Origin of the sequence: Actinomadura montaniterrae, assembly GCF_008923365.1 — a bacterium.
Lineage (GTDB): Bacteria > Actinomycetota > Actinomycetes > Streptosporangiales > Streptosporangiaceae > Spirillospora > Spirillospora montaniterrae.
This window is the reverse complement of record NZ_WBMR01000183.1, coordinates 1-18,845: the sequence shown is the minus strand read 5'-3', so window position 1 is coordinate 18,845 and position 18,845 is coordinate 1. Positions and strand designations below refer to the sequence as shown.

Sequence of the window (18,845 nt, the reverse complement as noted above, 5' to 3'; positions counted from 1 at the left end):
GGACTGCGCGGCCGTCGCCGTGGTCGGGTTCGGCGGCGCGCTCGACGAGCGGCTCGCGCCCGGCGACGTCCTGGTGGCCGACGAGATCCGCGGCGGCGGCAAGCCCGTGCCCTGCCCCGGCGCGCGGACGCTGGCCACCGCTCTCGCCGCCGACGGCCTGCGCGCCCACGTCGGGCCGCTCGTCACCGCGGACCGGATCGTCCGCGAGGCGGAGCGGCGGGTGTGGGGCGCCGACGGCTCCCGCGCGGTCGACATGGAGTCGGCGCACGTCGCCGCCGCGCTCCCCGACGGCGTCCCGGTCGCGGCCCTCCGCGTCGTCGTGGACGGCCCCGGGCACCCGCTGCTGCGGCCCGGCACCGTCACCCGCGGCCTCGCCGCCCGCCGCGTCCTCGCGCGCACCGGCCCCGCCCTGGAACGCTGGGCCGCCGCGCTCGCCTGAGCCGCGCCCGGGTCAGGAGTGGCTCATCCCGTGCATCTCGCCGGACAGGATGTGCCCGCCCAGGTCCTTGCGGAGCGACTGCAGGGTGGCGGGCGTGCTCACCGCCACCCAGCGCGTCCCGACCAGGTACGTCCCGCCCCACGGCTTCGCCTCGTTCAGCCACGACGTCATGTCCTGGTCGCTGTCGAAGCTGACCAGCACGTACTGGCCGCGCGAGTTGCGGCAGTTGCCCTGCTGCAGCTGCTGCGCCTTGCGGCGGCCGGCGAGGGTGCAGCCCGTCCGCGCGGCCAGCTCGTCGAGGTTCGCCGGCGCCGCGGCCCGGTCGGCGTCGCCGGACCCGCCGGACCCGCCGGACTTCCCGGCGGCGCTGCAGCCGGCCGCCAGCGGCAGCGCCAGCACGGCGGCGACCGCCAGCGCCAGGCCGGCGCGGGGAACCCCCGCCGCACGTCCGAGGTGATGCGTGGAGCCCATGGCCCGTCCTCCCGGGGTGAGATGCGCGGTACGACGGGCGGTACGCGTGGCGGCCCGGAAGGGTTCAGCCGGGGCTCAGACGGGGTTCGGCCGCGGGCTCAGGCGGGACTCAGGCGGCCAGGCGGGCGCCGGCCGCCGCCCGCACGCCGGGATCCTCCGCGTCGTCGTGGTGCAGCCGCTGCAGCCGGATGCGGGTCTCCTGGGTCAGCGGCGCGAACCGGGCGGCCTCCGTCCGGACGCCCTCCTGGCAGTCCCAGAGGCCCTCGATCGTGTACGCCTCGGCGGTGTGCGGGGCGGTACGGGTCAAAGCGGTCACAATCCGTGGTCTGAGGAAAGCGTAGGGTGATTCGGTCCAAGCGGTCTTCAACAGCGGGACGGCCTCGCCGGCGCGGAGCCTCCCGAGCCCCTCGATCGGGCCCGCGGCGCCCTGCCAGTCCTGCTTCTCCAGCGCCTCGCGCAACTCCTCCATCAGCAGCGGGACGTCCTGCCGGGTGCCGTATCTCGCCAGCATGCTGATCCCCATGAACGCGCAGCCGCCGCGTTCCGCGGCCCACGCCCGCGCCCACGGCAGCGCCTCCGGCCCGTACTCCCGCAGCGCCCGGCACACCGCCCCGCCGAACCTGCTCGGCCGCTGCGGCAGCAGCTCCTCCGCCAGATCCAGCAGCGCGGGCGTCCGCCGCCGCCCCAGCTCGAAGATCGCCGCGATGGCGCCGTCGTCGCGGCGCCGCGCCAGCTCCAGCAACTCCGCGTCGGTCCGCTCCGCCCCGCCCGGCACCGCGCCGACCGGCCGCCGCGGCCGCCCCGCCTCCCGCCGCCGCGCCAGCGCCTCCGCTATCCGCGGCTGCCGCACCGCCCAGCTCTCCAGCACCGGATTCGCGCCGCCCGCCACCAGCAACCCCAGGTCACCGTCATCGCACCGCGCCGCCACCAGCTCGTCCAGCCCCTCCGCCAACCGCGGATCGCCCAGCTCCACCAGCTCGTCGAGCGCGTCGAACCAGTGCGCGCCTTCCTCGGCGTACCGGCGCAGCGGCACCGCCGCCTCCCGACGGCTCAACCGCACCAGATGCCCCAGCACCTCGAGCGCCAGCCGCACCCGCCACTCGTCGCCGTCCGCATGGTCGGACGGGTCCGCGAGATGCTCCGCGACCGGCCACACCGGCAACTCCAGATCCACCATCAACCGGGCGTAGTACAGGCCTCTCGCCTCGCATTGCCGATCCCACCGCGGGTCCCTGCGGATGCAGTCATAGACGTACTCGCCCGCGCCGGGCCTGTCCGCCGCGCGCCGCGCGGCCCTCCCGAGCCCCCGCTGCAGCTGACCCCGCAGCGTGCCCGCCGATTCCAACACGACCTCGTTGCTCACCCCAGCAGAATGCGCACCAGACCAGATAACGGGCAAGTGCTTTAGCTGTGTTTTCCCAGGGGGGCGACCCCCTGGACCCCCCGTTGCGACGGGCGAGGCGTTTCCCGCTCCGCTGGCGCTCCGCGTGAAACGCCTCGCCCGTCGGCGGGCAGGCCCGCTGCACTCGCTCCGCGTGCCTGCCCGTAGCGGTGGCCGGGCTCCAATCCGCGGGCGGGGTCACATGTCGCGTTGGGCCATCCAGGAGGCGTGGAGGTCGGCGTAGACGCCGGGCCGGGCGACGAGCTCGGCGTGGGGGCCGCGCTGGACGATGCGGCCCGCGTCGAAGACGATCACCTCGTCGGCGGCCTCGGCGGTGGACAGGCGGTGCGCGATGGAGATCGCGGTGCGGCCGCGGGTCACCCCGTCCAGGGCGCGCTGGATGCGGACCTCGGTGGCCGGGTCGACCGCGGACGTCGCCTCGTCCAGGACGAGCAGGTCCGGGTCGGCGATGTAGGCGCGGGCCAGCGCGACGAGCTGCCGCTCGCCCGCCGACAGGGACTCGCCGCGCTGCCCGACCGGCGTGGCCAGGCCCTGGGGGAGGCCGTCGAGCCAGTCGGCGAGGCCCAGTTCCGTCAGCGCGAGGACGAGGTCCTCGTCGGTGGCGTCCGGGCGGCCGTAGCGGACGTTGTCGGCGAGGGACGCGTCGAACAGGAACCCGTCCTGCGGCACCATGACGATCCGCTCGCGCAGCGAGGAGAACCGGACGCGGTCCAGCGGCACGCCGTCGACGAGGACGCGCCCCGACACCGGGTCCATGAGGCGGGTGAGGAGCTTGGCGAAGGTCGTCTTGCCCGACCCGGTCTGCCCGACGATCGCGACGCGGCTGCGGGGCGCGATGGCGGCGTTCACGTCGTGCAGGACGGGCGGGCCGCCCGGGTAGGCGAACCCGACGGACTCGAACCGCACCTCGATCGGGCCGCGCGGCAGGGTCTCGCCTGCGTCGCCGGGGTCGGCGACGTCCGGGACGGTGTCGAGGACGCCGAGGACGCGGCGCCACCCGGCGATCGCGTTCTGCGCGTCGTTGAGGACCTCCGTGGCCGTCTGCATCGGGCTGACGAACAGGGTGACCAGGAACAGGAACGCCACCAGCTCACCGGCGGTGAGGTGGCCGCCGATGCCGAGCAGCGTCCCCGCGACGACCACGCCGCCGGTCGCGATGGCCGCGACCAGCTCGCTGACCGGGAACGTCAGCGCGACCATCGCCTGCGCGCGCGTCTGGGTGCTGCGGAACGCGTCGACGGTCTCGTCGACGCGGCGCCCGGTGCGCTCCTCGGAGGCGTGCGCGCGGATGACCGCGGCGCCCACCACCGACTCGCTGACCGCGGCGAGCAGGTCGCCCATGCGCTCGCGGACCTGCATGTACCGGGCGGACACGATCCGCTGGAAGCGGCGCAGCGCGAACGCCAGCGGCACGAACGCCGCCCACACCAGCAGCGCGAGCTGCCACGAGTAGACGAGCATCAGCACGCTCGCGACGAGCAACTGCCCGATCGACACGATGAACATCAGCCCGCCGGACTGCATGAAGTTGCTGATCTGGTCGACGTCCGTCGTCACCCGCGACACCAGCGAGCCGCGCCGCTCGCCGCTCTGCGTCAGCATCGACAGGTCGTGGACGTGCCGGAACGCCTTGACGCGCAGTCCCGCGAGCCCGCCCTCGGACGTCTTGTACAGCCGGACGTTCATCGCGTACGCGCACAGCGCCGTCAGCAGCACCGCGACCGCGCACAGCAGCACGGCCGAGCGGATGAAACCGATGTCGGGGCCGCCGGCGCGGTCCAGGCCCTTGTCCATGGTCTGCTGGACGGCGATCGGCACCACCACCCGGCCCGCCGTGGACAGCAGCGCCAGCACCAGCGTGCCCGCCAGCCCGGCCCGGAACTCGGGGCTGAGGCGCAGGCCGCGCCGCAGCGTGCTGAGGCCGCCCTCGGTGGCCGCCGCCTCGTCGATGACCGTCACGCCAGGGCCTCCTCGCCGCCGTCGAGCGCTTCCTGTTCCGCTTCCGCCCGCTCGTAGGCGTTGACGAGGTTGCGGTACCCCTCGGACGTCTCCAGCAGTTCCGCGTGGGCGCCGCGCGCGGTGACCCGGCCGTGGTCGAGGTAGACGACCTCGTCGGCCAGGGCGATCGTGGCCTTGCGGTAGGCGACGACCACGACGGTCGCGCCCCCGCCGTCGTCGTCGCGCAGGGATTGCGCCTCCCGCAGGCTCTGCAGGATTCGCGCTTCGACCTGCGGGTCGACGCTGGACGTCGCGTCGTCCAGGACGAGCAGCCGGGGCCGGCGCACCAGCGCGCGCGCCAGCGCGAGCCGCTGCCGCTGCCCGCCGGACAGCGACGCGCCCCGCTCGCCGACCCTCGTGTCGAGCCCGCCGGCGAGGGCCGCGACGAACCCGTCGGCCTGCGCGAGCCGCAGCGCCTCCCAGACGCGCTCGTCGGGGACGTCCAGGCCGAGCGTCACGTTCCCGCGGACGGTGTCGTCGAACAGGAACGTCTGCTGCGGGACGAGCGCGGCGGTCTCCGCGACGCCGCCCCGGCGGACGTCCCGCAGGTCCACGCCGTCCAGCAGGACCGAGCCGTCGGCCGGGTCGACCAGCCGGACCAGCAGCGAGGTGAGCGTGGACTTGCCGGATCCGGTCGGCCCGACCAGGGCGACGGTCCGGCCGGGGGACACGGTGAACGACACGTCGTGGAGGACCTCGCGGTCGCCGTCGGCGCCCTCGTAGGCGAACCGGACGTCGCGGACCTCGAGCGCGGCGGCCTTGTCTTCGCCGAGCGCCGCGTCGCCGAACGGCAGTGAGCCCGTCGCGTCGAGGACGCCGCGGACCCGCTCCCAGCCGACGACGCTGCGCGGCACCTCCGCCAGCACCCAGCCGAGGGCCCGGATCGGCCACGACAGCAGCGTGAACAGGTAGGCGACGTGGACGAGGTCGCCGGCGGTCATCGCGCCGGACTCCAGCCGCACCGACCCGATCAGCAGGACGGCGAGCACGCCGAGGTTCGGCAGCGCCTCCAGCACCGGGTCGAACAGGCCGCGGATCCGGCCGACCGCGATGTTGGCGTCGCGCAGCTCGTGCGCCCGCTCCCGGAACCGCTCGGTCTCCGCCTCCTCGCGGCCGAGGGTCTTGACGACGAGGCCGCCCTCGAAGCTCTCGTGCGCGACCTCGCTGACCTCGGCGCGCAGCTGCTGCGCCCGGGTCGCGACCGGTGCGAGCCGGCGCTGGTACACCACGTTGATCAGCGCGATCGCCGGGAAGATCAGGAACCCGACGGCGGCGACCGCGACGTCGGTGACCAGGATCGACACGGCCGCGATCAGCAGCATGAACACCACGCCGACCGCCATCGGCAGCGGCGCGATCGGCGCCCACACCGCCTCCACGTCGGCGTTGGCGTTCGACAGCAGCTGCCCGGTCGGGTGCCGGTGGTGCCAGGCGAGCGGCAGCCGCAGGTACTGGCGGGTCACCGACCGGCGGTAGGCGGCCTGCATCCGGTACTGCATCAGGCCCGCGTAGAAGCGGCGGCCGGCGACGCCGAGCGCCTTCAGCAGCGCGACGCCGACGATCGCCGCCGCCGCGCCGGACAGCGCCCCCGCCGTCGTGCGCCCCTCCCGGAACGCGGGCAGGACGACGGTCTGGGTCGCCCAGCCGAGCACCTGGGCGGTCGCCACGGTCATCGCCGCGTACACCGCGCTGGCGACCACCGAGACGGTGAACACCCGCGGCTCGGCGCGGACGGCGACCCACAGCACCCGCATTCCCTCGCGCAGGACATGGGGGGACACGCGTCTGGACGCAGGCGGCACGGTTACTCCTCGATCACGGCACGGCGACCCGCGGTGATGCCCCCTGCGTGTGGGGATGTGGGGGTCTCGCGGGCTTGATTAGTCCCTACCATGCGGCCCTGACGCTTATTCCCGACTCGCCCCGGGCGGCCTACGATCATCCAATGAGCACGCCCGAGGACGACCCCGTCCGGCGGGAGCGCGGCCTGCTGGCCGGCGCCCTGGCCGGGGCGGGTCCCGACGCGCCCACCCGGTGCGGCGGATGGGACGCCCGCGACCTGGCCGCGCACCTGGTCGTCCGGGAGGGGCGCCCGGACGCCGCGCCCGGAATACTGCTGTCCCCGCTGGCCTTCTACACCGAGCGCGTCCGGCGCCGCACCGCGCGGGCCGTCCCGTTCGAGCGCCTGGTGGAACGGTTCCGGGAGGGTCCGCCGAAGTTCTCGCCGTACGCGGTTCCGGGCGTGGACAAAATCGCCAACGGTGTCGAGTTCTTTGTTCACCATGAGGACATCCGCCGGGCCGGGCCCGACTGGGAGCCCAGGGACCTGTCCGGTGAACTCGAGGAACTTCTCTGGCGACGGATAAAAATTGCCCGCTTTGTCCTAAGAAAAGTTCACGTCGAGGTAACGCTGGTCCGGCCCGACGGACGCAGCGCCCGGGTCTCCGGCGGCGGCCGCGCGCGGGGCCGGAGCGGGCCCGGCGGCGGCTCCGGCCCCGTGCGGGTGCACGGGCCCGTCGGGGAGTTGGTCCTGTGGGCGCTCGGCCGTACCGACGTCGCGAAGGTCCGCCTCACGGGGCCCACGGACTCTGTCAAGACCCTGACCGAGACCGGTTGGAGTCTTTAACGGGCAGGTAACGGCAGGGTTCGCCGAGAGGAGAAACGCAGGCCTTCCCGCTCCTGCGTTTTACGCGGAACCGGTGATACGGTGGGGCGGTCGGTTGCAGTCGTGGTTCTCGATCGTTTGTCCAGACGCCCGCGGACTGATGGCAGCGGGCGTTTTGGCTTTTCCGGGACCGTACCGGGGGCGAGAGCGTTCCGCAGCGACCGCGCCGGGCCCGCGAGGTGTGGGCCCGTGTTTTGCCGCAAGGAGAAAGACATGCCCCAGCAGGGCACCGTGAAGTGGTTCAACGCCGAGAAGGGCTTCGGCTTCATCGCCGTGGACGGCGGCGGGCCGGACGTCTTCGTGCACTACTCGGCGATCCAGACCTCCGGGTACCGCACGCTGGACGAGAACCAGCGCGTCCAGTTCGAGGTGACGCAGGGTAACCGGGGTCCGCAGGCCGACCAGGTCGTCCCCCTGTAAGACCCGCAGTCGTACGTCTGGGCCCGGTCTCCCCCCGCCAGGGGAGGGCGGGCCCTTTCGTGTCCGGGTCCCCGCCGGGCGGGGCCCGCGCGGGGGCCGTCGCGTGTACCGGGCGCCACCCGGCACAATGGACGTCATGTCCGTTCCCTCGTCCAATCTGGACCCCAAGATCGCCGAGCGGCTGAAGCGCGACGCCAGCGGCCTGGTGCCCGCGATCGCCCAGCAGTACGACACCGGCGAGGTGCTCATGCTCGGCTGGATGGACGACGAGGCCCTGCACCGCACCCTCACCACCGGCCGCTGCACCTACTGGTCGCGCAGCCGGCGGGAGTACTGGGTGAAGGGCGAGACCTCCGGCCACCAGCAGTGGGTCAAGTCCGTCGCGCTCGACTGCGACGCCGACGCGATCCTGGTCAAGGTGGACCAGGTCGGCGCGGCCTGCCACACCGGCGACCGCACCTGCTGGGACGCCGACGTGCTCGACGCCGTGGTCGGGGAACGCCCTGACGCCCGCTCATGACCCCCGGGCGTGAGCGCGGCCTCACCGCGCTGCTGTGCGCCGCCGGCGCGGGCCTGGCCCTGCTCGCCGGCGGCCGCCCCTGGGCCACCGTCAAGGCCGAGGACGCCATCACCCCGTTCTCCGAGCACCTGACCGGCCACGACCTCGGCGGCACCGCGACCGCGCTCGCCTGGGCCGGGCTCGCCGGCCTCGCCGCCCTGTTCGCCACCCGCGGCCGCGTCCGGTCCGCCGTCGGCGTCCTCATCGCCCTGTTCGGCGCCGGCGTCGTCTACGCCTCCGCCGCCGCCGTCCAGCGCGCCCACGTGCTGTCGGCCGCCGGGGACAAGAGCGCCCTGCTGAAGATCGGCGCGCATCCCTCGCTCGCGGTGAACCTGTGGTGGATGGCGTCGGTGACGGGCGGCGTCCTGCTCGTCGCCGGCGGCCTGATCGCCGCCGTCCGCAGCGGCCGCTGGCCCGGCATGTCCGCCCGCTACGAACGGTCCGGCGCCCCGGCGTCCCGTCCCGCCGCGCGCAAGCCCGCCGGCGCCGCCGCGGAGGACCCGTCCGCCCTGTGGAAGTCCCTCGACCGCGGCGAGGACCCCACCGCCCAGGACGCGGCCCAGGAGAGTCCCGCCGACGCGGACGGGGAGCCGGACGGCAGGAAGGCCGGTGAGCGCGCCGCGCCCCGGAACGGCCGGCCGTGACCGCCGACGGCCTCGTCCTGGTCGCCGAGCACGATCCCGCCGTCGCCGAACTCCAGCGCCGCTACCTGGCCCGCGAGGGCTACGACGTGCGGATCGAGACCGACCCCGGCCGCGCGCCCGCCGCCGCGGAACGCGCCCGCCCCGACGTCGTCGTCCTCGACCTGTCCACCAGCGCGCTGCCCGCCGACCTGTACCGCCGCGTCGCCGAGGCGGCCCGCCCCGCGCCCGTCGTCGCCGTCACCGGCCCCCTCGACCCGGCGCTCGCCCGCCACCTCGGCGAGCACCGCGTGGACCGCCCGTTCGGGCCCCGCGTGCTGGTCGCCGCCGTCGCCGACGCCCTGCGCCGCCGCGGCCCCCTGCCCGTCCCCGGCCCGCTGCGCGCCGGGCCTGTCGCCCTCGACCCGGACCGCCGCACCGCCGCCGTCGGCGAGCACCGCGTCGCGCTCACCGTCACCGAGTTCGACCTCCTCGAGTTCCTCATGGCCAACCCCGGCCGCGTCTTCACCCGCGAGCAGCTCCTCGACGCCGCCTGGGGCCCCGGCGCCGGCGCGGGCAGCCGCACCGTCGACGTCCACGTCGCCCAGCTCCGCGCCAAGCTCGGCCACGACAACCCCATCCGCACCGTCCGCGGCGTCGGATACGTATTGGATGCATAGCCCTCGGCGTCGGGCGCTGGGGCGCCCTCCTTCCACGGGCTAAGCGGCGATCCCTGCATCGCTTCGACTCGGCCCCGGGGGCCTCACTGCGCGATCAGGTTCTCGCTTCGCTCGAACCTTCCTGCGGACGCGATCGCAACGCCAAGGTCACCTGTGGCTGAGGTTCAAGCTCCTTGGGTGCGCCTAAGGTGGGTGGGATGAGCCGTGCAGCCGTGCCAGTGCCTCCGCAGACGACGAGCCGTGCGGTGCGGAAGGGGCCGGTGCGGGCGCTGACGCCGCACGGGATCGTCCTGGCCGGTGCCGCGGCGGCGACGGTGCTGGTCGCGGTCGTCGACCCGAACCGGCCCGGCCACTACCCGACCTGCCCCTTCCTCGCCATGACCGGCTACTACTGCCCCGGCTGCGGCGCGATGCGGCTGGTCAACGCCCTCGCGCACGGGCACGCCGGCACCGCGTTCGGGTTCAACCCGCTGCTGTTCCTGCTGCTGCCCGTCTTCGGCTACCTGTACGTCCGCTGGACGGTGCTGAGCCTCAAGGGGCGGCCGATGTGGTCGGCGCTGTTCCGGCCCGTCGCGGTGTACTGCTTCGTCGGCGTCGTGGCCGCCTACTGGATCGTGCGGAACCTGCCGTTCGCGCACGCCCTGGCGCCCTGACCCGCGGACGGCGCCGCCGCACCGCCGCACCGCCGCGCCCCGCGGACGTCCCGGACCCCTCCCGGGTGCGAGGACCGTCGGCGGGGGCGGCTACGATCGGTGCACGGATCGACCTGAAATAGGGGGCCTACCACTTGAGCGTCTTGGACGAGATCATCGACGGCGTCCGGGCCGATCTCGCCGAACGGCAGCGGGAGGTGCCGCTCGGCGCGCTGAAGGACCAGGCCGCCGCCGCCCCGGCCCCCCGCGACGCGCTCGCCGCGCTGCGCGGGCCCGGCGTCTCGGTCATCGCCGAGGTCAAGCGCAGCAGCCCGTCCAAGGGCGCGCTCGCCGCGATCGCCGACCCCGCCGCCCTCGCCCGCGACTACGAGGCCGGCGGCGCCAAGGTGATCAGCGTGCTGACCGAGCGGCGCCGCTTCGGCGGCAGCCTGCAGGACCTCGCGGACGTCCGCGCCAACGTCGACGTCTCCGTCCTGCGCAAGGACTTCATCGTCACCTCCTACCAGCTGTGGGAGGCGCGCGCGCACGGCGCCGACATGGCGCTGCTGATCGTCGCCGCCCTGGAGCAGGACGCGCTGGTGTCGCTGGTCGAGCGGGCCGAGTCGATCGGGCTGCTCCCGCTCGTCGAGGTGCACACCGAGGAGGAGGCCGCCCGCGCGGTGGACGCGGGCGCCAAGGTCATCGGCGTGAACGCGCGCGACCTGCGCACCCTGAAGGTCGACCGGGGCGTGTTCGCCCGCGTCGCGCCCGCGATCCCCAAGCCCGTCGTGAAGATCGCCGAGTCCGGCGTGCGCGGCCCGCACGACCTGCTCGCCTACGCCTCCAGCGGCGCCGACGCCGTGCTGGTGGGGGAGAGCCTGGTCATCGGCCGCGACCCGCGCACCGCGGTCGCCGACCTCGTCGCCGCCGGAGCGCACCCCGCGCTGCGGCAGAGCGGCTGACCGGCGCCGGCGGGGACTCGGTAGGCTACGGTCATGCCCGCAGAGCCGCTCCACGAGCGATGGCGGGGCCTCAGCGCATCCCTCTGATGTCCGACAGGCCCCTTACGCATTGACAGGACGCGTTTTCCCATGACCATCGACAGTGCGGCGCGCGCTGCCGCCGTCCCCGACGCCACCGGCCACTTCGGCCGCTTCGGCGGCCGGTTCGCCCCCGAGGCGCTGATGGCGGCCCTGGACGAGCTCACCCGCGAGTTCGAGACCGCCAAGCAGGACCAGGCCTTCACCGCCGAGCTCGACGACCTGCTCGCGAACTACGCGGGCCGGCCGAGCCTGCTGACCGAGGCGAAGCGGTTCGCCGAGCACGCGGGCGGCGCCCGGGTGCTGCTGAAGCGCGAGGACCTCAACCACACCGGCTCCCACAAGATCAACAACGTGCTCGGGCAGGCGCTGCTCACCAGGCGGATGGGCAAGACCCGGGTGATCGCCGAGACCGGCGCCGGCCAGCACGGCGTCGCCACCGCCACCGCCGCGGCGCTGCTCGGCCTCGACTGCACCGTCTACATGGGCGAGGTCGACACCGAGCGGCAGGCTCTCAACGTCGCCCGGATGCGGATGCTCGGCGCCGAGGTGGTCCCGGTGCGGACCGGCAGCCGCACCCTCAAGGACGCCTGCAACGAGGCGTTCCGCGACTGGGTCGCCAGCGTGGAGAACACCCACTACTGCATCGGCTCGGTGATGGGCCCGCACCCGTTCCCGATGATGGTCCGCGACTTCCAGCGGATCATCGGCGTGGAGGCGCGGCGGCAGTGCCTCGAGCTGACCGGAGCCCTGCCGGACGCCGTCGTCGCGTGCGTCGGCGGCGGCTCCAACGCCATCGGCATGTTCCACGCCTTCGTGCCGGACGAGTCCGTCCGGCTGTACGGGTTCGAGGCGGGCGGCGACGGCGTCGCGTCCGGCAAGCACGCCGCGACCCTCGTCGGCGGCTCGCTCGGCGTCATCCACGGCATGCGCACCTACCTGCTGCAGGACGACGACGGCCAGACCATGGAGACCCACTCGATCTCCGCGGGCCTCGACTACCCCGGCGTCGGCCCCGAGCACTCCTGGCTGCACGACTCCGGCCGCGCCGAGTACCGCGAGATCACCGACGCCGAGGCGATGGAGGCGTTCTCGCTGCTGTGCCGCACCGAGGGCATCATCCCGGCGATCGAGTCCGCGCACGCCCTCGCCGGCGCGCTCAAGGTCGGCCGGGAGCTCGGCCCGGACGCCACGATCGCGGTGTGCCTGTCCGGCCGCGGCGACAAGGACATGCACACGGCCGCGTCCTTCTTCGGCCTGATGCCCGAGGGGGACCCGCAGTGACCGCCAAGGACGCCTACGACAAGGCCAAGGCCGAGGACCGCGCCGCGCTCGTCGGCTACCTGCCGGCCGGCTTCCCGACCGTCGACGGCGCGATCGAGGCCGCGAAGACCATGGTCGACGCCGGCTGCGACGTCATCGAGATCGGGCTGCCCTACACCGACCCGATGATGGACGGCCCCGTCATCCAGGACGCCGTGCACCGCGCCCTCGTCGGGGGCGTCCGCGTCGCCGACGTGTTCCGCACCGTCGAGGCGATCGCCGCCACCGGCGCCCCGACGCTGGTGATGACGTACTGGAACCCCGTCGACCGGCACGGCGTCGGCGCGTTCGCCCGCGACCTCGCCAACGCCGGCGGCGCCGGGCTGATCACCCCCGACCTCACGCCGGAGGAGGGGAGCGCGTGGATCGAGGCGGCCGACGAGCACGGCCTCGACCGGGTGTTCCTCGTCGCGCTCAGCTCCACCGACGAGCGCATCGAGACGATCACCGGCGCGTCCCGCGGGTTCGTCTACGCGGCGTCGCTGATGGGCGTCACCGGCGCCCGCAACGCCGTCGACACCGGCGCGCCGCGGCTCGTCGAGCGCACCCGGGAGACCATCGGGCGGTCCGGCCGGGACCTGCCGATCGGGCTCGGGCTCGGGGTGGGCAACGGCGCCCAGGCCGCCGAGGTCGCGGGCTTCGCCGACGGCGTGATCGTCGGCTCGGCGTTCGTCCGGCGGCTGCTGGACGCCCCGGACCTCGCCGCCGGCCTCGCCGGCGTCCGCGCCCTCACCGGGGAGCTGGCCGAGGGCGTCCGCAAGGGCCGCTGACCCCGCCCTCCGCGCGGCCGGCGCCCGCGCCGGCGTCCGGTCGGCGCCCGGCCGGAAAGCGATCACCGAACGTCCGCGGAAACGGGCCCGCCCCGTTTCCGCGGACGTTTTTCCGCGTTCCGGGAACTCGCCGTCGCCCCCGTCCGGTTCATGCTTGAGACGGCCTCCCGCTCCCGTAAGGTGTTTTCGCCGGCGGAGGCCGTCCCGGAAGGATCCACGATGACGCAAGAGATGACGGCGCGGGAACGCGCGACGGCGGCGGCGCCCGGCCCGCCCGTGTGGTACCAGGCCGTCGCCTGGCTGCTCACCCTCGCCGGGCTCGGCATCTCCGTCTACCTGACGATCACGCACTACGACCAGGGCGCCCTGGTGTGCTCGGCCACCGCCACGGTCGACTGCCACGCGGTCACCACCAGCGAGTACTCCGAGCTCCTCGGCATCCCCATGCCGCTGTTCGGGCTCGCGTTCTTCGTCGGGTTCGGCGCGCTGATCACGCCGTGGGCGCTGCGCTCGCCGTGGCCGCCGCTGCGCTGGGGGCGGCTCGCGGCGGTGTCGGTCGGCGTGCTCTTCGTCGTCTACCTCGTGACGGTCGAGCTGGCGGTGCTGCACAAGATCTGCCTGTGGTGCAGCGGGGTCCACGCCATCACTATCCTGCTCTTCGTCCTCGTTCTGTTCGACGAGTTCCGGCGGATCGGTCAGGCCGACTAGTCCCGCCGGACCCGCGCCGCACGCAGCACGCGCGGCCCCCATCCATAGGAGTCCCCAATGAGCAAGGCCGCACGGGAGCGGTCCGCGAGAGAGCGCCTCGCCGCCGAACGGCGGCGGCAGGCGGCGCGGGCCAAGCAGCGGCGGCTGCTGTCCATCGTCCTCGGGTCGGTGGTCGCGGTAGCGGTGATCGTGGTGGCGACCGTCCTCGTCATCGACCACAAGAACAAGAGCGGCCGCGCCGAGGTCCACCAGGGCGCCCTCGCCCCCCTCAGCCGCCAGGCCGACGGCTCGATCGTGATGGCCAAGGCCGGCGTCACCAAGCCGGAACTGGAGATCTTCGAGGACTTCCAGTGCCCGAACTGCAAGCAGTTCGAGAAGAACACCGGCTCGACCGTCGAGCAGCTCGCCGCGCAGGGCAAGGTGAAGGTCGTCTACCGGCCGTTCCACCTGTTCGGCAACAGCCCCGACCCGGTCAAGACGAACTCGCTGCGCTCCGCCGAGGCCGCGCTGTGCGTGCCCGCCGACAAGTGGATCTCCTACCACGACGCGCTGTTCCGCTTCCAGCCGGCCGAGGGCTCGAAGGGCTTCGCGCCGAAGGACCTCGTCAAGTGGGGCAAGGACATCGGGATCTCCGACCCGAACTTCGAGAAGTGCGTCAAGGACGAGCAGAAGAAGTCGCAGGTCGACGCGATGACCAACTACGCGCTGCAGACCCGCGGGGTCGACAGCACGCCGACGGTCTTCCTCGACGGCCGCAAGCTCGACAGCAACGTCGTCTTCACCCCCGACGGCCTGAAGGCCATGGTCGACGCGGCCGCCGGCGCGGCCAAGAAGTGAGCCTCCGCCGCGCGAACCGCTGAACCCTCCGTGCGGCCTCACCGCGCGGGACGCCCCTCCCCACTACGCTCAGGTGTGCTCGAGTAACACACCGTCATGGTCGTTGGGGGATCGATGAGCAAGGCCGACAGGGAGCGTTCCGCGCGGGACCGGCTCGCGGAGGAGCGGCGGCGGGCGGCGGCGGCGCAGCGGCGCAGGCGGCTGCTCGTGGTCGTGCTCGGCGCGGTGGCGGCGGCGGCCGTCGTGGTCGTCATCGTCGTGGTCGCGATCGGCGACAAGGGGGACGGGGGGCCGTCCGCCGCGAAGTACACCGGCCCGATCGCGCCCGCCACCCGGCAGCAGGACGGCTCGGTCGCCATGGCGAACCCCGGCGTCACCACGCCCGTCCTGGACGTCTTCGAGGACTTCCAGTGCCCCGCCTGCAAGGCGATGGAGGCCCGCGTCGGCGGCACGATCAAGAAGCTCGCCGCCGAGGGCCGCGTCAAGGTCGTCTACCGGCCGTTCCAGCTGTTCCAGCAGGACCCGCTGATGTCGAACTCGCGGCGCGCCGCCAACGCCGCCGCCTGCATGCCCGCCGACCACTGGGTGAAGTACCACGACAAGCTGTACGCCGAGCAGCCGCCCGAGGGCGACAAGGGCTTCTCGAACGCCGACCTGGTCAAGTGGGCGGGCCAGCTCGGCGTCACCGCGCCCTCGTTCGCGGCGTGCGTGAACGGCGCGCAGAAGATCGGCCAGGTCGACCAGGCCACCGCCTACGCCGGCAAGGCGGGCGTGACCGCGACCCCGTTCCTCGCGCTGAACGGCAGGCAGCTCGGCGACGACGCCCTCGGCTCCCCGGACGGCCTGCAGAAGGCCGTCGCCAAGGCGGGCTCCGGCACCCCGCGGTCCGCGGGCCGGGCCCCCGAGCAGGGCTGAACGGCGTCCCGCATGGTCTCGTACCGGTGTCCGTAGCGCGGCGATCGGCTGTCGGTGCCGCGGACGTTTCCGTCCCATGCCGCCGGAGGCGGTAACGTCAACGGTCATGCACCCGGTCGCCTTCATCCCGAGCCCGTCCCAGGGCGTCTGGCACCTCGGACCCATCCCGCTCCGCGCCTACGCGATCATGATCATTCTCGGCATCGTCGTCGCGGTCTGGGTCGGCGAGCGACGCTGGGCGGCCAAGGGCGGCGCCCCCGGCACGATCATCGACGTGGCCGTGTGGGCGGTGCCGTTCGGCCTGGTCGGCGGGCGCCTGTACCACGTGGTCACCGACGCGCAGCGGTACTTCGGCAGCGGCGGCGACCCGGTCCGGGCCCTGGAGATCTGGAAGGGCGGCCTCGGCATCTGGGGCGCCATCGCGCTCGGCGCGGTCGGCGCGTGGGTCGGCTGCCGGCGGCGCGGCATCTCGATCCTCGCGCTCGCCGACGCGTGCGCGCCCGGGATCGTCCTGGCGCAGGCGGTCGGCCGCTGGGGCAACTACTGGAACCAGGAGCTGTACGGCAAGCCGCTGCACACCTTCTGGGCCCTGAAGATCGACCCGAGCCACCGGCCGACGCTCGGCGACGGCCCGGCCCTGAACCCGAAGTACGAGAACATCGGCACCTACCACCCGACGTTCCTGTACGAGTCGCTGTGGTGCATCGGCGTCGCGATCCTGATCGTCTGGGCCGACCGCCGCTACAAGCTCACCCACGGCCGGGCGTTCGCGCTGTACGTCGCCGCCTACACGGTGGGACGCGGCTGGATCGAGGCGCTGCGCATCGACGACGCGCACCACTTCCTCGGCCTGCGGCTGAACGACTACACCTCGATCGTGGTCTTCCTCTGCGCCGTCGCCTACCTGTACTTCGCGCGCGACAAGACCGGCCCGGAGGCGGTCGTCGGGCACGCGCCGGGGGCCGCCGCGCCGTCCGGCGACTCCGCGTCCACCGCGGTGGACGCGCCCGCCGGCGACGCGACGGCGAAGGACGAGCCTGCGAAGGACGCCGCGAAGGACGAGGATCCGGAGGCCGAACGGCCCGGCGATGCGGCGGACGAAGCCGACGAGGCGGAGACGGCTGCGGAGCTGGCGTCCGAGGAGACCGCGCCCGAGAAGGCCGAGGCGGCGGAGGCCGAGGCTGCGGAGGCGGAAGGCGAGAAGCCCGAGGCCGCGAAGGACGAGGCCGGGAAGCCGGAGGCCGCGGAGGCGGACGAGCCCGCGGACGCCGCGCAGGACGCGCAGGACGCGCAGGACGCGCAGCCCGCCGAGGACGCCCCCGGCGACGCCGCCGGGACGTCCGACCAGGAACCCGCCCCCGAGACCGCCGAGGAGCCCGCTGAGCGCCCGGAGGAGGCCGCTGCGGAGCCCGACCCGGAGCCCGCGCCCGAACCGGGACCCGGCGCGCCGGCCGCGGCCGTGAACAGTGAGAATGGTCCGGACGGTGCCGCCGACGCTCCCGAGCGGGTAGGGAAGGGAGAGCCCGTCAAGGACGGGAAGTAGGAAGACACGATGTCCGGTACGGGGGAGATGACCGGGGAGAAGTCCGGCCAGACACCGGAGCTGCACCACCAGCACCGCGACGTCAGCGGGGGCTGGCTGCGGCCCGCGGTCTTCGGCGCGATGGACGGGCTCGTCTCCAACTTCGCGCTGATCGCGGGGATCGCGGGCGGGAAGCAGGACCCGAAGATCGTGCTGCTGGCGGGGCTCGCCGGGCTGGCGGCGGGCGCGTTCTCGATGGCGGCGGGGGAGTACATCTCCGTCGCGTCCCAGTCGGAGCTGGCGCTGGCGGAGATCGAGATCGAGCGGCTGGAGCTGGCCCGCAACCCGGTGGCGGAGCAGCGCGAGCTGGCCGGGGTGTTCGAGGCGCGCGGGGTGGACCCGGAGACCGCCGCGGAGGTGGCGCGGCAGCTGTCGCGCAACCCCGAGGGGGCGCTGGAGGTGCACTCCAAGGAGGAGCTCGGGGTGTCCCCGGGGGACCTGCCGTCGCCGCTGCTCGCGGCGGGGTCGTCGTTCCTGTCGTTCGCGGTGGGGGCGCTGCTGCCGGTGCTGCCGTACCTGCTGGGCGCGTCCTCGCTGTGGCCGGCGGCCGCGGTGGCGGCGCTGGGGCTGTTCTTCGCCGGGGCGCTGGTGTCGCGGGTGACGACGCGGGCGTGGTGGTTCGGCGGGGCGCGGCAGCTGCTGTTCGGCGCGGCGGCCGCCGCGATCACCTACGGCGTCGGCGCGGTGATCGGCACCAACGGGCTGTGACCCGCGCGGGCCCGCCGCGGGTCCGGCATGGGCGCGGTGCGGTCCGGGCGCCGGTCCGGGCCGCCGGCCGTGCAACAAATGCGGATGAATCGCCCTTTTGGGCGCGGCGGGTGCGGCGGGACCGCTAAGCTCCGGGGCGTGATCGAGGCCCGTGACACTGGTTCCCCCGCGGCCGGAGGCGACGGCGCAGGGAAGGACTTCTGGCCGGAGGACAAGCCCCGCCGGAACCTTCCGAACCCCAAGCTGCTGTACGGAGGGGCGGCCGCCGTGGTCGCCGTCGTCGTGATCGCGGTGGTCGCCGTGGTCGCCCTCGGCGGCGGAGGCGGCGGCGACAAGCCCGCGGCGAAGGCGCTGCCGACCGCCTACACGCCCGACTTCAGCGCCGACGGGTTCGGCAAGATCGCCCAGCGCACCGCCGACAACCGGGCGATCACCGAGGGCGAGGCGTTCTCGGCCGACGCCAAGACCCTCAAGCAGGGCAAGTACACGATGACGCTCGCCGCCTCGGACCTCACGTCCGACTGCAAGAGCGCGAGCTGGGGCGCGCGGCTGCAGGGCGACCTCGCCAAGTACGGCTGCACGCAGGTGGTCCGCAGCGCGTACGTGAGCCCGGACAAGAAGTACGTCGGCGAGTTCATGGTCGTGAACCTGGCGAGCCAGGACGGCTCCGCGCAGGTGCTGCGCGACCTCGACAAGGCGACCGGCGCCGGGTGGCTCACGCCGCTGCAGCCGAAGGGCGTCGCGTCGTTCGGGCCCGGCTTCACCGCCGCCTACGCCAGCGTCTACGGGCACTACGCCGTGGTGACGTGGGTGGAGCGCGCGGGCGGCGCGCGGCCCGACTCGCTGAACGAGATGATCGACGTCAGCCTGGTCGTCGAGAACGCCGGCGACTTCCTCTACCAGCGGCTCGACCTGGCCGGGAACGGGGCGTCGTAACGTGCGCCCCGCGCAGCGGTAGTCCGCCGCCGTGGAACCCGATGACCGCGGCCGCCGCGGCGGCCGTCCGAAGCGCGCGCCGGTGAGCCGCTCCGGCCGCCGGCAGCCCGCCCCGCGCCGGGGCCAGGGCCGGACGGGCG

The 18,845-nt window shown here is 74.1% G+C and carries 20 protein-coding genes; 16 read left to right on the top strand and 4 right to left on the bottom strand.

Annotated elements, in window-relative coordinates; genetic code table 11:
• The coding region (locus tag F9B16_RS38630) for a phosphorylase family protein (RefSeq protein ID WP_225992324.1) at positions 1 to 439 on the top strand (439 nt) is incomplete at its 5' end.
• Positions 440 to 451: 12 nt separating this feature from the next.
• Here F9B16_RS38630 and F9B16_RS38625 read toward each other — a convergent pair.
• The 4 genes from F9B16_RS38625 to F9B16_RS38610 form a co-directional block, all read right to left on the bottom strand.
• Positions 452 to 910 (bottom strand): hypothetical protein, encoded by a 459-nt coding sequence (locus F9B16_RS38625; RefSeq protein WP_151545190.1) that lies wholly within the window; start codon positions 908 to 910, stop codon positions 452 to 454.
• A 109-nt stretch (positions 911 to 1,019) separates the two neighbouring features.
• The gene (locus tag F9B16_RS38620) at positions 1,020 to 2,273 is read right to left on the bottom strand and encodes a hypothetical protein (protein WP_225992323.1); all 1,254 of its coding nucleotides are present in this window, start codon (positions 2,271 to 2,273) and stop codon (positions 1,020 to 1,022) included.
• Positions 2,274 to 2,489: 216 nt separating this feature from the next.
• Positions 2,490 to 4,271, bottom strand: coding sequence for an ABC transporter ATP-binding protein (locus F9B16_RS38615; RefSeq protein ID WP_151545189.1), 1,782 nt, complete (start codon positions 4,269 to 4,271; stop codon positions 2,490 to 2,492).
• Entirely contained in the window at positions 4,268 to 6,064 is a 1,797-nt protein-coding gene (locus F9B16_RS38610; RefSeq protein ID WP_151545192.1) for an ABC transporter ATP-binding protein, read from the bottom strand. Before F9B16_RS38610 ends, F9B16_RS38615 begins: the two co-directional genes overlap by 4 nt.
• A 191-nt stretch (positions 6,065 to 6,255) precedes the next feature.
• Between F9B16_RS38610 and F9B16_RS38605 the strand changes: the two genes are divergently transcribed.
• The 15 genes from F9B16_RS38605 to F9B16_RS38535 all read left to right on the top strand — a co-directional run bounded on the left by F9B16_RS38605 (position 6,256) and on the right by F9B16_RS38535 (position 18,705).
• Positions 6,256 to 6,936 (top strand): TIGR03085 family metal-binding protein, encoded by a 681-nt coding sequence (locus F9B16_RS38605; protein ID WP_151545188.1) that lies wholly within the window; start codon positions 6,256 to 6,258, stop codon positions 6,934 to 6,936.
• 252 nt (positions 6,937 to 7,188) lie between these two features.
• Complete coding sequence (locus tag F9B16_RS38600) at positions 7,189 to 7,395, top strand: cold-shock protein (RefSeq protein ID WP_026405868.1); 207 nt, start codon at positions 7,189 to 7,191, stop codon at positions 7,393 to 7,395.
• 136 nt (positions 7,396 to 7,531) lie between these two features.
• Positions 7,532 to 7,915, top strand: a complete 384-nt coding sequence (gene hisI / locus F9B16_RS38595; protein ID WP_202125456.1) for a phosphoribosyl-AMP cyclohydrolase — start codon at positions 7,532 to 7,534, stop codon at positions 7,913 to 7,915.
• Entirely contained in the window at positions 7,912 to 8,598 is a 687-nt protein-coding gene (locus F9B16_RS38590; protein ID WP_151545186.1) for a Trp biosynthesis-associated membrane protein, read from the top strand. Before hisI ends, F9B16_RS38590 begins: the two co-directional genes overlap by 4 nt.
• A complete protein-coding gene (locus F9B16_RS38585; RefSeq protein ID WP_151545185.1) occupies positions 8,595 to 9,254 on the top strand; it encodes a response regulator transcription factor in 660 nt (219 codons plus the stop codon). Before F9B16_RS38590 ends, F9B16_RS38585 begins: the two co-directional genes overlap by 4 nt.
• A 197-nt stretch (positions 9,255 to 9,451) precedes the next feature.
• Entirely contained in the window at positions 9,452 to 9,907 is a 456-nt protein-coding gene (locus F9B16_RS38580; RefSeq protein ID WP_151545184.1) for a DUF2752 domain-containing protein, read from the top strand.
• A 134-nt stretch (positions 9,908 to 10,041) separates the two neighbouring features.
• Positions 10,042 to 10,848 (top strand): indole-3-glycerol phosphate synthase TrpC, encoded by an 807-nt coding sequence (trpC, locus tag F9B16_RS38575; protein ID WP_151545183.1) that lies wholly within the window; start codon positions 10,042 to 10,044, stop codon positions 10,846 to 10,848.
• A gap of 129 nt (positions 10,849 to 10,977) precedes the next feature.
• The gene (gene trpB, locus F9B16_RS38570) at positions 10,978 to 12,210 is read left to right on the top strand and encodes a tryptophan synthase subunit beta (protein WP_151545182.1); all 1,233 of its coding nucleotides are present in this window, start codon (positions 10,978 to 10,980) and stop codon (positions 12,208 to 12,210) included.
• Positions 12,207 to 13,019 (top strand): tryptophan synthase subunit alpha, encoded by an 813-nt coding sequence (gene trpA / locus F9B16_RS38565; protein WP_151545181.1) that lies wholly within the window; start codon positions 12,207 to 12,209, stop codon positions 13,017 to 13,019. The genes trpB and trpA overlap by 4 nt, the downstream gene beginning before the upstream one ends.
• A gap of 219 nt (positions 13,020 to 13,238) precedes the next feature.
• The gene (locus tag F9B16_RS38560; RefSeq protein ID WP_151545180.1) at positions 13,239 to 13,727 is read left to right on the top strand and encodes a vitamin K epoxide reductase family protein; all 489 of its coding nucleotides are present in this window, start codon (positions 13,239 to 13,241) and stop codon (positions 13,725 to 13,727) included.
• Between the two features lie 57 nt (positions 13,728 to 13,784).
• Positions 13,785 to 14,564, top strand: a complete 780-nt coding sequence (locus F9B16_RS38555) for a DsbA family protein (RefSeq protein WP_151545179.1) — start codon at positions 13,785 to 13,787, stop codon at positions 14,562 to 14,564.
• A 114-nt stretch (positions 14,565 to 14,678) separates the two neighbouring features.
• Entirely contained in the window at positions 14,679 to 15,479 is an 801-nt protein-coding gene (locus tag F9B16_RS38550; RefSeq protein ID WP_151545178.1) for a DsbA family protein, read from the top strand.
• A 106-nt stretch (positions 15,480 to 15,585) separates the two neighbouring features.
• Positions 15,586 to 17,022, top strand: a complete 1,437-nt coding sequence (lgt, locus tag F9B16_RS38545) for a prolipoprotein diacylglyceryl transferase (protein ID WP_151545177.1) — start codon at positions 15,586 to 15,588, stop codon at positions 17,020 to 17,022.
• Positions 17,023 to 17,031: 9 nt separating this feature from the next.
• Positions 17,032 to 17,769 carry a VIT1/CCC1 transporter family protein gene (locus F9B16_RS38540; RefSeq protein WP_225992322.1) on the top strand — a complete coding sequence of 246 codons (738 nt, stop codon included), beginning with the start codon at positions 17,032 to 17,034 and terminating at the stop codon, positions 17,767 to 17,769.
• 138 nt (positions 17,770 to 17,907) lie between these two features.
• Positions 17,908 to 18,705 (top strand): hypothetical protein, encoded by a 798-nt coding sequence (locus F9B16_RS38535; protein WP_151545176.1) that lies wholly within the window; start codon positions 17,908 to 17,910, stop codon positions 18,703 to 18,705.
• The last annotated feature ends 140 nt before the right edge of the window (positions 18,706 to 18,845 follow it).